The 13,589-nt window shown below is 68.1% G+C and carries 15 protein-coding genes; 10 read left to right on the plus strand and 5 right to left on the minus strand.

From position 1 onward, the window contains the following. The 10 genes from ACK59X_RS05245 to ACK59X_RS05290 all read left to right on the plus strand — a co-directional run. Positions 1-724, plus strand: a 724-nt coding sequence (locus ACK59X_RS05245; protein WP_409955781.1) for an HD-GYP domain-containing protein, incomplete at its 5' end; no start/stop codon positions are given. 255 nt (positions 725-979) lie between these two features. Further along, entirely contained in the window at positions 980-1,561 is a 582-nt protein-coding gene (locus ACK59X_RS05250) for a glutathione peroxidase (protein ID WP_409955783.1), read from the plus strand. Positions 1,562-1,806: 245 nt separating this feature from the next. Continuing rightward, positions 1,807-3,117 carry an NAD(P)/FAD-dependent oxidoreductase gene (locus tag ACK59X_RS05255; RefSeq protein ID WP_409955785.1) on the plus strand — a complete coding sequence of 437 codons (1,311 nt, stop codon included), beginning with the start codon at positions 1,807-1,809 and terminating at the stop codon, positions 3,115-3,117. Beyond that, positions 3,114-3,899: a DUF1365 domain-containing protein gene (locus ACK59X_RS05260; RefSeq protein WP_409955787.1), complete on the plus strand. Its 786-nt coding sequence runs from the start codon at positions 3,114-3,116 to the stop codon at positions 3,897-3,899. The genes ACK59X_RS05255 and ACK59X_RS05260 overlap by 4 nt, the downstream gene beginning before the upstream one ends. 47 nt (positions 3,900-3,946) lie before the next feature. Next, entirely contained in the window at positions 3,947-5,167 is a 1,221-nt protein-coding gene (locus ACK59X_RS05265; RefSeq protein WP_409955789.1) for a class I SAM-dependent methyltransferase, read from the plus strand. Between the two features lie 83 nt (positions 5,168-5,250). Then, positions 5,251-5,745 (plus strand): chalcone isomerase family protein, encoded by a 495-nt coding sequence (locus ACK59X_RS05270; protein ID WP_409955806.1) that lies wholly within the window; start codon positions 5,251-5,253, stop codon positions 5,743-5,745. Then, positions 5,742-7,034, plus strand: coding sequence for an MFS transporter (locus tag ACK59X_RS05275; RefSeq protein WP_409955791.1), 1,293 nt, complete (start codon positions 5,742-5,744; stop codon positions 7,032-7,034). The genes ACK59X_RS05270 and ACK59X_RS05275 overlap by 4 nt, the downstream gene beginning before the upstream one ends. Further along, positions 7,031-7,579: a DUF3833 domain-containing protein gene (locus tag ACK59X_RS05280; RefSeq protein ID WP_409955792.1), complete on the plus strand. Its 549-nt coding sequence runs from the start codon at positions 7,031-7,033 to the stop codon at positions 7,577-7,579. The genes ACK59X_RS05275 and ACK59X_RS05280 overlap by 4 nt, the downstream gene beginning before the upstream one ends. Beyond that, positions 7,576-8,358 carry an SDR family NAD(P)-dependent oxidoreductase gene (locus ACK59X_RS05285; RefSeq protein ID WP_409955794.1) on the plus strand — a complete coding sequence of 261 codons (783 nt, stop codon included), beginning with the start codon at positions 7,576-7,578 and terminating at the stop codon, positions 8,356-8,358. The genes ACK59X_RS05280 and ACK59X_RS05285 overlap by 4 nt, the downstream gene beginning before the upstream one ends. A 6-nt stretch (positions 8,359-8,364) precedes the next feature. Next, a complete protein-coding gene (locus ACK59X_RS05290; RefSeq protein ID WP_409955795.1) occupies positions 8,365-8,820 on the plus strand; it encodes a nuclear transport factor 2 family protein in 456 nt (151 codons plus the stop codon). A 6-nt stretch (positions 8,821-8,826) separates the two neighbouring features. Here ACK59X_RS05290 and ACK59X_RS05295 read toward each other — a convergent pair whose 3' ends face one another. From ACK59X_RS05295 to ACK59X_RS05315, 5 genes are all read right to left on the minus strand, one after another. Continuing rightward, entirely contained in the window at positions 8,827-9,732 is a 906-nt protein-coding gene (locus tag ACK59X_RS05295; RefSeq protein ID WP_409955797.1) for a sugar phosphate isomerase/epimerase family protein, read from the minus strand. Positions 9,733-9,743: 11 nt separating this feature from the next. Then, positions 9,744-10,631, minus strand: coding sequence for a 4-hydroxyphenylpyruvate dioxygenase (locus ACK59X_RS05300; RefSeq protein ID WP_409955799.1), 888 nt, complete (start codon positions 10,629-10,631; stop codon positions 9,744-9,746). 26 nt (positions 10,632-10,657) lie between these two features. Next, a complete protein-coding gene (locus ACK59X_RS05305) occupies positions 10,658-11,518 on the minus strand; it encodes a shikimate dehydrogenase (RefSeq protein ID WP_409955801.1) in 861 nt (286 codons plus the stop codon). Positions 11,519-11,595: 77 nt separating this feature from the next. Continuing rightward, on the minus strand, positions 11,596-12,600 hold the full coding sequence (locus ACK59X_RS05310; RefSeq protein ID WP_409955802.1) for a TRAP transporter substrate-binding protein: 1,005 nt from the start codon (positions 12,598-12,600) through the stop codon (positions 11,596-11,598). Between the two features lie 50 nt (positions 12,601-12,650). Beyond that, a partial coding sequence (locus ACK59X_RS05315; RefSeq protein WP_409955804.1) for a TRAP transporter large permease occupies positions 12,651-13,589 on the minus strand: 939 nt, incomplete at its 5' end.

Raw genomic sequence — 13,589 nt, forward strand, 5'->3', positions numbered from 1 at the left:
CATGTACAGCGGCACCCATTCGATGCTGGTGGCCTGCGTCTGCATGGTGGTGGCCCGGGAGATGCTGCGCTGGCCCGCAGCCCATGTCCAGGTGGTGGGGCAGGCAGCCCTGTCCATGAACATCGCCATGACCGAACTGCAGGACCAGCTGGCCCAGCAGATGCAGCCCCTGACCTCGGCCCAGATCGCCGCCGTGGAGGACCACGCCGCGCGCTCCGAAGCCCTGCTGCGCGAACTGGGCGTGCACAGCGAGCTGTGGCTGGAGGCCGTGCGCCACCACCACCACCGCAGCCCCGGTGCGTTCAGCCAGAAGAGCCCCGGCTTGCAGATGGCCCGGCTGATCCAGCGTGCCGACGTCTTCGGTGCCCGGCTGGCGCCGCGCGCCGCGCGCTCGCCCATGCCGGTGACCGCCGCCATGCAGGCCAGCTACTACGACGAGGAGCAGAAGGTCGACGAGGCCGGTGCCGCCCTGGTCAAGGCCCTGGGCATCTACCCGCCGGGCGCCTTCGTGAAGCTTGCCAGCCAGGAAGTCGCCGTGGTGCTGCGCCGCGGCGCCAGCGGCACCACCCCCCGGGTGGCCGTGGTCACCAACCGGCTGGGCATGCCCACGGGCGAGCTGATCCCCCGCGACACCGCCCAGCCCCAGTGGAAGATCGTCGGCGTGGTCGCGCACAAGGACGTGCGCGTCAAGCTCTCGCTCAACCGGCTGCTGCCGCTGGTCTGAGCACCCGGCACCCGCGGCTGTGCGGGCGCCTCTCCTTTTTTGGATCTGCCAGGGCTCCCGGCACCGGGGGGCCATGTCCTGCGCATCCGGCAGCCTTTGGGCTGCGTATTCCTCTGACAAGACCTCTCGCCTGCCGGCAGGGGACGGCGGCGCGCGCTGCCACCCACCGCAACCGATCAGTGCAAATAAAAACTTATGTGGACAAAATATGATTCACTGGTTAAATTGACCCCCAACAACACGGGAGGTGTCCTCATGATCCAGTTTTCGCGTCTTTTCGCCCTGGCCCCGGTGGCAGCCTTGCTGTGCTTTGGCGCCATGCCGTCCGCCTTCGCGGCGCCGTCCGAATCCTGCCCCGCCACGCTGCAGCACACCTACCTGCGCCTGCAGGACGAGAAGCCGCAATCGCTGTGCCAGTACAGCGGCAAGGTGGTGCTGGTGGTCAACACCGCCAGCTTCTGCGGTTTCACGGGGCAGTACAAGGGGCTGGAAGACCTCTATGCCCGCTACAAGGACAAGGGGCTGGTGGTGCTGGGCTTTCCCAGCAACGATTTCTCGCAGGAAACCGGCAGCAACCAGCAGATCGCCGATTTCTGCGAGAGCACCTTCGGGGTGAAATTTCCCATGTTCGCCAAGAGCGCGGTGACCGGCGCCGACGCCTCGCCCTTGTTCCGCCAGCTCGCCCAGATGTCCGGCCCGCCACGCTGGAATTTCCACAAGTACCTGCTGGGCCGCGACGGCAAGCTGGTGGACAGCTACACCAGCCTCACGGCGCCGGACAGCAAAGGCCTGGTCCGTGCCATCGAACAACAGCTGGCGACCGCACCAACCCGGTGAAAGCGCATGTTTTCTTTACATTTCTTCAAAAAAATGCAGGGGAAGTACTGGAACTTCTGCATAACGCCCTTACTCTATCCATCGCAAGGACGTGATGAGCGTCCCTCCGTTTTAACGTTGCGAAGCCTTTCGGTCCCACGGGTTCCGACTGTCCTCCTGGAGCGCTTCTCCTCCCTCCCTCTCTTATTCGTTTCGGGACGCTTCGCAACTTTTTTATTCAGCCAGCCGGCCAGAGGGAGCCGGCCATGAAGGTCGCCATCGTCGGCTCCGGCATCTCCGGCCTGGCAGTGGCCCACCAGCTGCGCGGCCAAGCCGACATCACCCTCTTCGAAGCCGGCAGCTATTTCGGCGGTCACACGCATACGGTGGACGTCACGCTGCCCGGGCCCCAGGGCCAGGACGTGCAATGTGGCGTGGACACCGGGTTCCTGGTGTTCAACGAGCGCACCTACCCGAATCTCATCCGCCTGCTGGCCGAGCTGGGCGTGGAAACCGCCAAATCGGACATGTCGTTTTCCGTGCAGGTGCCGCGCGCCCTGAGCGGGGGGCGTGCGCTGGAATGGAGCGGCACCAGCCTGGCCACCGTCTTCGCCCAGCGCGGAAACCTGGTGAACCCGCGCTTTCTGGGCATGCTGCGCGATCTGCTGCGCTTCAACAAGCTGTGCACCCGCATCGCCGAAGAGGGCAGCGACGCCACGCTGACGCAGCCGCTGGGCGACTTCCTGCAGCAGCACGGTTTTGGCGAGGCGTTTCGCGACTGGTACTTCCTGCCCATGCTGGGTTGCATCTGGAGCTGCCCGACGGACCAGATGCTGAAATTCCCGGTGGCCACCATGATCCGCTTTTGCCACAACCACGGCCTGATCCAGGTGAGCCAGCGGCCCCAGTGGTGGACCGTGGCCGGCGGTGCGCGCCACTATGTGGAGAAGATCGTCGCGGGCATCGCGGACAAGCGCCTCGCCACCCCCGTGCGCCGGATCGAGCGCGATGCCGCGGGCGTGCGCGTGGTGACCACCGGCAACACCGAGCGCTTCGACCAGGTGGTGCTGGCCACCCACTCCGACCAGTCGCTGGCCCTGCTGGCCCAGCCCACGCTGCAGGAGCGCACGGTGCTGGGCGCCATCCGCTACCAGGCCAATCGCGCCGTGCTGCACACCGACACCTCGGTGCTGCCCGAACGCCGCGCCGCCTGGGCGGCCTGGAACTACGAGCGCGCCCAGTTGCGCAGCCGCGAGCAGGCCAGTGTGTGCCTGCACTACCTCATCAACCAGTTGCAGCCCGTGCCCTTCGCGCGGCCGGTGATCGTCTCGCTCAACCCGGTGGGCGAGATCGCGCCCGCTGCGGTGATCGGCAGCTACGACTATGCCCACCCGGTCTTCGACCTGGCGGCCATCCGCGCGCAAAAACAGGTCGGCCAACTGCAGGGGCGCGAGCGCACCTGGTTCTGCGGCGCCTGGACAGGCTACGGCTTCCATGAAGACGGGCTGAAGTCGGGCCTGGCCGTGGCCGAGCAGCTGCTGGCCCGCATGCCGGCCCCCCTGGCGGAGGATGCATGACCGCCGCCCCGCGCGCCGCCGAACCGCTGCTGGGCTTTGGCCAGGTGCGCCACACGCGGCTGCGCCCCAGGCGGCATGCGTTTGCCTACCCCACCTTCTTCCTGATGCTGCCACTGCGCACACTGCGTGCGCAGCCAGCAGGCCTGCTGGCCGTGAACCGGCCCGGCGCCATCAGCTTTCACGACGCCGACCATGGCGATGGCCGCGGCCCGGCACAGGGCGGGGCGCTTGCCTGGGTCGACGAACTGCTGCGCACCGAAGGCATCGTGGACGCCACCGGCGAGGTCTGGCTGCACTGCTACCCGCGCGTGCTGGGCTACACCTTCAAGCCGGTGAGCTTCTGGTACTGCCACCGTGCCGATGGCAGCCTGCGCGCCATCGTGGTCGAGGTCAACAACACCTTCGGCGAGCGCCACTGCTATCTGCTGGATACGCCGCGCTACGGCGCCGAGCAGCATGCGCGCAAGGTGTTCCACGTCTCCCCGTTCTGCGAGATCAGCGGGGGCTACCGCTTTCGCTTCCTGCGCACGGCCGGCACAGGCCCGGGACGCACCGTGGTGCGCATCGACCATGACGACGCCCAGGGCCCGCTGCTGCAGACCAGCGTGAGTGGCACGCTCGAACCCATCACCCGCGCGTCGCTGCGCCACGCCCTGTGGGGCTATCCGGCGATGACGCTGGCCCTGATCTCGCGCATCCACTGGCAGGCCCTTCGGCTGTGGGCCAAGCGGGTGCGCTTTCACCGCAAGCCCGACGCACCGGCATCCGCCGTCACCCGCTGAGTCCTCAGCGCCGACGACCTGAAATCCCTTCTACATCCTGGCCCGCCATGAACAGCACCACCATCGCAACCACCCTGCCGCCAGGCACCCCGGCTGCCGCCCGAACGGCATTGCGCCTGATGCAGCGCCTGCAGCATGGCAGTCTCACCGTGCAGTTGCCCGACGGCACGCTGCAGCATTTCGGCGACCACCAGGGCGGCGGGCCGGCCGCGGCCATCACGCTCAGGAACTGGAATGTCTGCAAGGCAGCGCTCAAGTCCGGCGACATCGGCTTTGCCGAAAGTTATATCGCGGGCGACTGGACCACGCCGAACCTCACCGACCTGCTCAAGGTCTTCATCGCCAACCGCCAGCAGGTCGAAGGCGTGATCTACGGCAGCTGGGCCGGGCGCCTGCTGTACCGCATCAAGCACCTGCTCAACCGCAATACGCGCGCCAACAGCCAGAAGAACATCCACGCCCACTACGACCTGGGCAACGCCTTCTACACGCTGTGGCTGGACGACACGATGAACTATTCATCGGCCTGGTTCGAGGGCGACGCAGGCGGCGACATGCGCACGGCCCAGCTCGCCAAGGTGCGCCGCGCCCTGCGCATGGCCGGCGTGCAGGCGGGCGACCGGGTGCTGGAGATCGGCTGCGGCTGGGGCGCCCTGGCGGAAATGGCCACTGTCGAATTCGGTGCCGCGCTCACCGGTGTGACGCTGTCCACCGAGCAACTGGAGTTCGCGCGCCAGCGCATGCAAGCGAGCGGTGCCGCCAACCGGGCAGACCTGCGCCTGCAGGACTACCGCGACATCGCCGACGGGCCCTACGACGCCATCTGCTCCATCGAGATGGTCGAAGCCGTGGGCCGTGAATACTGGCCGACCTATTTCCAGGCCGTGCGGCGCCTGCTCAAGCCCGGCGGCAAGGCCTGCATCCAGAGCATCGTGATCGACGACGGCCTGTTCGAGCGCTACATCAGCTCCACGGACTTCATCCAGCAGTACATCTTTCCGGGCGGCTGCCTGCCCTGCCCGCGCGAGTTCCGCCGCGAGGCCGAGGACGCCGGCCTGCGCGTGGTGGACGAGTTCGCCTTCGGCCAGGACTATGCCGAGACCCTCAGGCGCTGGCGCGAGCGCTTTCTGGCCCAGCGCACGCAGATCCTGCAGCTGGGGTTCGATGAGCGCTTCCTGCACATCTGGGAGTTCTACCTGGCCTACTGCGAGGCGGCCTTCGCGATGAACAACATCGATCTGGTGCAGTACACCCTGGTGCGCGATTGACCCGAAAGCGCTCCATGCCCTCACCTCAACTCGCGTTCACCCTGGCCCTGGCAGGTGGATTGCTGCTGCCGGCCGGGCAGGCCATGGCGCAGTCCGCGCCCGCCGGGGCCGTTTCGCAAAAAGGGCTGCAGCCCGCAGGACAGGGACCGCTGCGGTTCCTGGGGCTTCGCATCTACGAGGCAAGGCTCTGGGTGGCCCCCGGCTTCCAGGCGTCGGACTATGCGGCGCGGCCCCTGGCGCTGGAGCTGCACTACCACCGCGACTTCACGGCCCAGGCCATCGCGGCCCGTTCGATCCAGGAGATGCGCCGCGTGGGCCGCTTCAGCGAAGAGCAGGCAGTGCGCTGGCAGCAGGCCCTGCAGGCGGCCCTGCCCGACGTCAAGGAAGGCGACCGCCTGATGGGCCTCTACGAGCCTGGCGCGGGCGCCGTGTTCCGCATGGGCGGGCAGACTGTGGGCGAGGTGAAGGACCCCGAGTTCTCGCGCCTGTTCTTCGGCATCTGGCTGTCGCCGCAAACCTCCGAGCCCGCTCTGCGCCAGGCGCTCATCGGCCCGCCACCCACCGCCGAGGCCCCATGACCCCCGGCTCGGCGCTGCCCTGGCACCAAGGTCTGGCCTACGGCCTGCTCGGGCTGCCCCTGGCCTTCGTGGCGCTGCCGCTGTACGTTCTGCTGCCCCACCACTATGCGCGCGAATTCGGCATGCCACTGGCCACGCTGGGTGGCGTGCTGCTGGCCGCGCGGCTGTTCGACGCCGTGTCGGACCCGCTGCTCGGGCGCTGGGCCGACCGGCTGTTCGCGCGCTCGCCCCTGGCCGTTCTCTCCACGGGCGCGGTGTCGGCCGTGGTGCTGGCCGTCGGGCTGACGGCGCTGTTCTTTCCGCGGGTACAGGGGCAGGGGGCACTCACTGCCTGGGCCCTGGCCTGCCTAATGGTCACCTACCTGGCCTACAGCCAGCTCGGCATTGCGCACCAGTCCTGGGGCGCGCGCCTGGGCGGCGACGAGCTGCAGCGCAGCCGCATCGTCGCCTGGCGCGAGGGCGCGGCTCTGGTGGGCGTAGTGCTCGCTTCGGTGCTGCCCGCGCTGCTGGGCCTGCCGGTGATGCTGGGCGTGTTCGCGGCAGCCCTGGTGCTGGGCTGGCTGGCATGGCTGCGCGCGCCCCGGCCTGCGCCAGTGGCGCTACACGCCACCGACCATGCAGACCTGTGGCGGCCCTGGACGCGGCCCGCCTTTCGCCGCCTTCTTGCGGTGTTCGTGCTCAACGGAATCGCCAGCGCCATACCGGCCACGCTGGTGCTGTTCTTCATCCAGGACCGGCTGCAGGCCCCGCCAGGCCAGGAGCCGATGTTCCTGGCCGCATATTTCTTCTGCGCGGCGCTCTCGATCCCGCTGTGGCTGCGTGCCGTGGCGCGCTGGGGCCTGGCCCGAACGTGGCTGGCAGGCATGCTGCTGGCTGTAGCGGTGTTTGGCTGGACGGCTGCGCTCGGCACGGGCGACAGCATGCCCTTCCTGGCGGTGTGCGCGCTCTCGGGTGTGGCCCTGGGCACGGACCTTGCCCTGCCCGGCGCCCTGCTGGCCGGCGTGGTGGCGGCCGAAGGCGACAGCGGCCAGCACGAAGGCGCGTACTTCGGCTGGTGGAACTTCGCCACCAAGCTCAACCTGGCACTCGCCGCAGGCCTGGCCCTGCCCCTGCTCGGCGCGCTGGGCTATGCGCCCGGCACGCGCAGCGCAGAGGGCTTGCACACCCTGGGCCTGGCCTATGCCGTGCTGCCGTGCGTGTTGAAGCTGGTGGCCGCTGCAGTTCTGTATTTCCTGATCCTGCGGCAACCCGTTGCTGCAGCCATTCCATCCCTCCAAGGCAAACCATGATGCAGCGACGCTTGTTACTCCTTTCGGCAGCAGCCGTGGGCGCCCCCGTGGCGCTGTCGGGCTGCGCGGGCCAGAATCTGGCCGACTACGCGGCCGAAAAGCCCGTGCTCGACCTCGCGCAGTATTTCAATGGCGTGATCGATGCCCACGGCATGTTCCAGGACCGCAGCGGCAAGATCGTCAAACGCTTCACCGTGGTCATGAACTGCCAGTGGACCGGCAACCAGGGCGTTCTGGACGAGGCTTTCACCTATTCGGACGGCAGCACGGAGCGGCGCATCTGGCGCCTCACGCGAGAAGCCGATGGCCGCTACACCGGCACGGCCGGCGATGTGATCGGCCAGGCCGTGGGCCAGGTGCGCGGCAACGCCTTCCGCTGGAACTACACGCTGGCCCTGCCCGTGGATGGCACGGTCTACCACGTGGACCTGGACGACTGGATGTACCTCATGGACGAGCGCGTGATGCTCAACCGCGCCACCATGAGCAAGTTCGGCGTGCGGCTGGGCGAGATCACGCTGTCGTTCACCCGGCGGGCACCATGAGCCTGAACCCCCGACTGCGCGACTGGCAGGGCCGCCGAGCCTGGCTCGTTGGCGCCTCCAGCGGCATTGGCCGGGCGACGGCCTCGGCCCTGCATGCGCGCGGGGCCGAGGTCATCGTCTCGGCGCGCAGCGAAGCGGCGCTCAACGCGTTCGCCGTGCAGCACCCCGGCAGCGTCGCCCTGCCGCTGGACACTGCGGTACCGGAGGCCGTGAAGGCGGCCGCAGCCCAGGTGCTGGCGGGTGGACCGCTGGACCTGGTGTGCTACTGCGCTGGCACCTACCACCATATGCGCGCCACGGAGTTCGACCTGTCCGTGATGCTGCGCCACGAGCAGGTGAACTACACGGGCGTGCTGCACCTGCTGGCCGCCGTGCTGCCAGACATGCTGGCCGCCGCACAGTCGGGCCGCCCCGGGCACGTGAGCCTGGTCAGCAGCGTGGCCGGCTTTCGCGGACTGCCCAAGAGCCTGGCCTACGGCCCGACCAAGGCGGCACTGATCAACCTGGCCGAGGCGCTGTACCTGGACCTGCATGGCCTGGGCATGGGTGTGAGCGTGGTCAACCCCGGCTTCGTGGCGACACCGCTCACCGAGGGCAACGACTTCCGCATGCCCGCGCTGATCACCCCCGAAGAGGCGGCCACGGCCATCCTCAAGGGCTGGGGGCAAGGCGCGTTCGACATCCACTTCCCCAAGCGCTTCACGCGCGTGATGAAGATGCTGCGCGTGCTGCCGTATGGGTGGTACTTTCCGGCCATCCGCAAGTTCACCGGCCTTTGAGCGCCCATGCCGCCACCAGACACTCCCCCATCCACCGAAGAAGCCGTCACTCGCGTGATCGCCTTCTTCGAGACCCTGGCCCCGGCCGACGTGGCGGCGCTGGGCCACCTGTATGCGGCCGATGCGCGCTTCAAGGACCCGTTCAACGAGGTGCAGGGGCTTCCCGCCATCCGGCACATCTTCGAGCACATGTTCGTGGCGCTCGACGGGCCGCGCTTCGTGGTCACCGGCCGTGTGGTGCAGGGGTCGCAGTGCTTCCTGACCTGGGAGTTCCTGTTCTCCTTCCGCAGTTTTCACAAGGGCGTGGCGCAAACGGTGCGCGGCGCCTCGCACCTGGTGTTCGACGACCAGGGCCTGGTCACGTTACACCGCGACTACTGGGACGCGGCCGAGGAGCTGTACGAAAAGCTGCCCGTAGTGGGTGGACTGATGCGCTGGCTCAAGCAACGCGCCAACAGCTGAAGCCTGTCACGCGCGATCCCGCAGGCGCAAGTGGCCGGGCAGGGGCACGGCGCGCTGCAGCACCCCTTCGGCCAGCCACACGGCACTGTTCCAGGCCCGGCCGGCCACGTAGGGCAAAGGCAGTTGCTGGTAGTCGTCGTTGAAGACCTCGAAACTGTAGTCGCCGCGGTAGCCCATGCCGTCGAGTTTGCGCACCAGCTCCACCAGCGCCTGGCTGTGCACGCCCTCGCCCGGGAACACGCGAAAGTGCCGCGCCGTGTCGATGCGCTCCTGCACCGTGCGCGTCTCCTGCCACATGAAGTCCGACAACTGCACGAGGTAGATGCGCTCCGGGTCGATGCCGTCGAGGGCCGACAGGGGTGTGCCCGTGGCGAACTGGTGGTAGGAGTCGATGGCCAGGCCGAGGTTGGGGCAGTCGGCCCGCTGCACCGCGGCCCAGGCCTGGTGCACCTCGTTGATGTGCCGGCCCCAGGACAGGCCCTCGAACGCGATGCGGATGCCGTGCGGCAGCGCCAGCATGGCCAGCTTGCGCAGGTCGCGTGCAATGGCGTCCGGATCGTCGGTGGCGTGCAGCGAGGTGGAGCTGCAGGCCAGCAGCACCCGTGTGCCCAGGGCCCGCGCCATGAGGATCATCTGCTGGGCGATGCCCAGCTTGTAGCTGTGCAGGTGGCCCGAGAGCCCCTCGAAGTCGCGCAGCACCTGGAAGCCGGTGACGCGCAGGCCGCTGCCGCGCACGGCACTCACGGCCGCGTCGATGCCCTGTGGATGGCCTACGATGTCCCGTGCGGCCAGCATGATCTGGCCGAAGCCGGCCGCCTTCACGGCCGCCAGCTTGGCCTCCAGCGGGCCGGCGAGGCTGATGGTGTCCATGCCGAAATCGGCGACGTTGCGTTGCATGGCCTGGCTGCGCATGGCGGGCTCCTTCAGCGGGGGTCGAGCACCAGCTCGAAGCTGGCGCCACCGGCCTCGGCACGCGTCAGCGCGCCACGCACTTCGCTGTGCACGCCCGTGGGCGATTCGACGAAGTCCACCCCCTGGGCACGCAGCGCTGCCACGGTGGCCAGCACATCGCCGGTGCCGAAGGCCACGCGCTGCAGCAGCTCGCCGGGATCGGCATCGAGCGCGTCGATCAGCGGCTCGATGAGCTGCCAGTACAGCGTGCCGCAGGGGCTGGCGAGGATGCGCCCCTGGGTCAGCACACCGAAGGTCTGTCCCGGCGGGAGCTCTGCAAAGCCGAACAGCGCGCCATAGAAGGCGGTCCAGTCGGCCAGGCGATCCAGGCCGATGTACTGCACCAGGCCGAACAGGTGCAGGCCGTGCTGCGCGGGCGGGTGCGGGTCCACCGTGGGGATGGGCACGAAGTCCACGTCGTAGATCGAGAACTCGCGGTGCCGGTCGACGAAGTAGATGCGGCTGGTGCCCACGCCATGAATGGCCGGGATATTGAGCTCCATCACCTGCACCTCGGTGTGCACGGCCCAGGCGCCCAGCTCCAGCACGCGGCGGTAGGCGGCAGCGGCATTGCCCACGCGGAAGGCGATGGCAGAGAGCACAGGGGTATCGCCCGGGGCCGGGCCGTTGTCGCCCTCGCCCTGGTGGGCGTTGACGATGATGTTCATGCCGCCTTGGCGGTACAGCAGCACATCGCGCGAGCGGTGGCGCGCCACGGGCTTGAAGCCCATGCGCTCCAGGGCCTGGCCCAGCGCCTGGGGGCGGGCGGTGGCGTATTCGATGAACTCCACGCCCTGCAGGCCCAGAGGATTGGGCAGGGTGCCCAGGGATTCGCGGTCAGCCGCCATCGGTGTGCTCATGGCATGTGCTCCAGAAGAAGAAAGGATCAGCGGGCGGCCACCAGCCGGCGGAAATGAGCGTCCATGCGCGCCGCATCGGGTACCACACCCGTGAACAGCTCGAACGCGCCCACAGCCTGGCCCACGGCCATGCCGCCGCCGTCCGATACCGGGCAGCCCAGGGCACGCGCGGCGCGCACCAGGGCCGTTTCGAGCGGGAAGTAAACGACCTCCGAGACCCACATCGCAGGACGCAACAGGCCCACGTCCAGCGGCAGGCCCGGCAGCTTGTCCATGCCCGTGGGCGTGGCGTGGATCAGTCCCGTGGCCTGGGCCATGGCGCCGGCAATGTCGCAGGCTTCGGCCCGCATGCCGTAGAGCGCATTCACATCCGCCGCGAGCTGCGCTGCGCGCTCGGGCTGGGCATCGACGATGGCGAGGCGCTGCGCGCCCAGCCGCAGCACGGCATGGGCAATCGCAGCACCGGCGCCACCGGCACCCAGCAACACCACGCGGCCCAGGTCGGCCTCCGGCAGTGCACGCTGGAATCCCCAGGCCCAGCCGGAACCGTCCGTGTTGTGGCCCACCAGCCTCCCGTTTTCCACGACTACCGTGTTCACGGCCCCCATCGCGCGGGCCTGCTCGGACAGATCGTCCAGGTGCGGGATCACCGCCTGCTTGCAGGGGTAGGTCACGTTGCAGCCGGCGTACCCCATGATGCGCGCGGCAGACAGCAAGGTCGGCAGTTGTTCGGGCGAGGAGGCCGAGCGGTCCAGGTCGATCAGCTGGTAGTGCAGGCGCATGCCGTGGTGGCGCGCCTCTTCTTCATGCAGCGCGGGCGACAGCGATTGCTGGATACCGGCACCGATCAGCCCGATCAGTACCTTGCGGGGGCTCGTGGAAGACATGGCGGAAGGCGGCTCGGAAAGCAATGGGCTCATGGGGGATGGGTGCAGGGCCTCAGCGAAGCGCCCCACAGGACTGCTTACTTGCCGCCGCGCAGCTTGGCCAGCGTGGCGTAGACCTCCTGCACCGTGTCGGCACCGACCTTGTCGCTGTGCTTGTCGACCACGGGCTTGACCTTGGCGCGCAGCTTGTCGAGCTCGGCGGGCGAGAACTCGGTCACCTGCATGCCGGCCTTCTTGAGGTCTTCCAGCGCCACGTCGGCCTGCGAGCGCGAGACACTGCGCTGGAACGTGGTGGCTTCCGCCATGGCCTCGGTCACGGCCTTCTGGTCGGCGGGGTTCAGGCTGTCCCAGAACTTCTTGCTGACGATGACGGCCTGGGGGTTGTACATGTGGCGCGTGACCGTGAGGTGCTTTTGCACCTCGGCGAACTTGGACGACAGGATGGTGGAGAACGGGTTCTCCTGGCCGTCCACAGCCTTCTGCTCCATGGCCGAGTACAGCTCGGGGAAGGGCATGGGCACGGCATTGGCACCCAGGGCGTTGAACATGTCGATGTAGATCGGCGACTGGATCACGCGGATCTTGAGGCCGGCGATGTCCTCGGCCTTGGTGATGGGCTTCTTGCTGTTGGTCAGGTTGCGAAAGCCCAGCTCCCAGTAACCCAGGCCCACCAGGTTCTTGGACTGCAGCTTGTCGAGCAGCTTCTTGCCGAAAGGGCCGTCGGTCACGGCATCGGCCTCCTGCGGCGTGGCGAACAGGAAGGGGAAGTCGTAGATGCCAAACTCCTTGGCCTGGGCCGAGAGGATGCCGGCATTGAGCACCGTCATCTCCACCGTGCCGCCCTGCAGTGCCGAGACGGTCTGCAGATCACCTCCGAGCGTGCCGCCGGGGAACAGCTTGACGGCGATGCGCCCATTGGTCTTGGCCGCCACGAGGTCGGCGAACTTTTGCGCGCCCTGCGCCTGCGGGTGCTCCTTCTGGTTCTGGAAGGCGAACTTGATGGTGCGCTCCTGCGCATGGGCGCCGGGCAGCAGCGAGGCGGCAACCAGGGCCGTGGTAAGCAGGGTCTTCAAGAGTTTCATGGTTTGTCTCCTTGGGGTTGAGCGGGCAAAGCAGATCGTTGGCAGGCGCCTCAGCCGGCCAGCCAGCGCAGGGGCACCATCACGATGGACGGGAACAGCACCAGCAGGAACATGACGAAGAACTGGGCCAGCATGAAGGGCAGCACGCCGCGGGTGACCTGGTCCATGCTGATGCGCCCCACGCCGGCCACCACGTTGAGCACGGTACCCACGGGCGGGGTGATCAGGCCGATGGCGTTATTGATGATGAACAGCACGCCGAAGTACACGGGATCGATGCCGGCGGCCTTGACCACGGGCATCAGCACGGGGGTCAGGATGAGGATGGTGGGCGTCATGTCCATGGCCGTGCCCACGACCATGACGAGGACCATGATGGCAATCAGCAGCAGGGTCTGGTTGCCCATGAAGGGCTCCAGCATGCCAATGACCTTGGTAGGCAGATCGGCCACGGAGATGAGCCAGGCCGACAGCATGGCGGCGGCCACCAGGACCATCACGAGAGCGCTGGTGCGGGCGGACGCCTGGAAGATCTGCGCCAACTGGCGCACGCTGATCTCGCGGTAGACGAACATGGCCACCAACAGCGCATAGACGGCGGCCACCACGGCGGCCTCGGTGGGCGTGAAGACGCCCATGCGCAGGCCGACCAGGATGATGACCGGCAGGCCGAGTGCCCAGGCGGCTTCGCGCAGGGCCAGAATCAGCTCCGCCCTGCTGGCTTTCGGTGGCGGCTTCACCTTTTCATGGCGCACCAGCCACCACCAGGTGACGGCCAGCGCCAGCCCCAGCAGGATGCCCGGCACGATGCCGGCGAGGAACAGCTTGCTGATGGACACATTGGCGGCCACGCCGAAGATCACGAAGCCGATGGAGGGCGGAATGACCGGCGCGATGATGCCCGCGGACGCGATCAGGCCCGCCGAGCGCGCCTTGTCGTGGCCTGCGGCCACCATCATCGGCAGCAGCAGCGAGGCCAGCGCCGCGGC

The sequence above is a fragment of the Acidovorax sp. genome (assembly GCF_046339755.1).
In the GTDB taxonomy this organism is placed as follows: Bacteria; Pseudomonadota; Gammaproteobacteria; order Burkholderiales; family Burkholderiaceae_C; genus Acidovorax.